The organism is Adlercreutzia sp. ZJ473, from assembly GCF_013185065.1.
Lineage (GTDB): Bacteria > Actinomycetota > Coriobacteriia > Coriobacteriales > Eggerthellaceae > CAAEEV01.
Genome location: NZ_JAAVTO010000118.1, coordinates 1 through 1,173, shown reverse-complemented (window position 1 = coordinate 1,173; position 1,173 = coordinate 1). Strand labels below are relative to the sequence as shown.

The window sequence follows — 1,173 nt, the reverse complement described above, 5'->3', positions numbered from 1 at the left end:
TCCTAGGTCTTTCCAAGTTGTTAGTCGGAAAACTCCTGGAGGATTCTACCTATGGCATGGAAAGTTCCAAGAGGATTCCGATTGGCCTCTTGGAGCTTTATGATCACGCAGTTGTTTTGACGCTCACGGTTATTCATTCCCCTGCGCGCAAACCTAATATCATCCGCTGCCTCTTCGGAACTTGCCGGTGAGAGACCGAGCCAACTGGAGTCGCTGGCGAGCCATGACCCGCCAGCCAGCTCACTCTTTCTCACGCACCAGGAAAAAGCCGGCGAGCGCACCGATGAGGACAATCGGCGCCACCCTGACGAACAGCCACTCGGCCGCATGGAATCCCACTCCGAGAACGGCAGTTTCGGGATCGCCGTAATTCCAGCCCAGATAGGGACTTTCCAGCGCACACAGGATCGCGTACAACATCACCGTGGCTGCGACGAGCGCCGCGAGAAGCCACCGCAGAGCCCTCCTTCGCCTGACCTTTCCTCGGGCAAGCTGCAGGTTGACCACCTCCAGCTTCTCGGAAAGCGCCTTCATGCCATCGGCTTCCGGCTCTCCGACGCGCTCCCCCAGCAGCGTGCTCACGGACGTCCCAAGCACTTCCGCCAACGAGATCAGCAGGTCGGCGTCAGGGACCGACAGCCCTTGCTCCCACTTTGACACCGTCTGTCGAACCACGTTCAGCTTCACCGCAAGCTCTTGCTGGGAAAGCCCTCTCGACCTTCTCATTGACTTGATGTTCTCGCTCAGCATGGGGCGGCCTTCTTTCTCCCAACTCCTCCGGTTGATGCAGCTGCTGTCACCCTTATAAGGCAAAACCGCCCGTTGCCGCAAGCAACGCACATTAACATCTCTCGATTTCGCCTCATTAGCCAGACAGCAGAAACAGAGCCCGCTATCCGTGCTTGGGGTCTCGGCGCAGCTTTAGCACTCGCAGAGGACAAGCAGCCCTTGCCGATCGGAATGGCTGCAGCACGCTCCTCCAACTTCGCCTGCATGACATCAGCGTCAAGCGCAGCGAAAATTCTCCTCGCCTCAACATCTTCCATGCAGCGCTTGGGCGCAAAGCCCGCACCTTGCTCGGAAACCGCCTTCAGAAACGACAGCCCATAGAATCACTTAAAAGGCTTCGCGCTATTAATGAGCCTTCGTGCACTTCGGACAATACGGCCTCGC

General features: G+C 57.8%; 2 protein-coding genes. One reads left to right on the top strand and one right to left on the bottom strand.

What is annotated here, in order from left to right:
* A partial coding sequence (locus HRL41_RS12015; protein ID WP_216662684.1) for a hypothetical protein occupies positions 1 to 191 on the top strand: 191 nt, incomplete at its 5' end.
* Between the two features lie 49 nt (positions 192 to 240).
* On the opposite strand, the gene HRL41_RS11905 is transcribed toward HRL41_RS12015, so the two are convergent.
* The gene (locus HRL41_RS11905; protein ID WP_172137206.1) at positions 241 to 750 is read right to left on the bottom strand and encodes a helix-turn-helix domain-containing protein; all 510 of its coding nucleotides are present in this window, start codon (positions 748 to 750) and stop codon (positions 241 to 243) included.
* Positions 751 to 1,173: the final 423 nt, after the last annotated feature.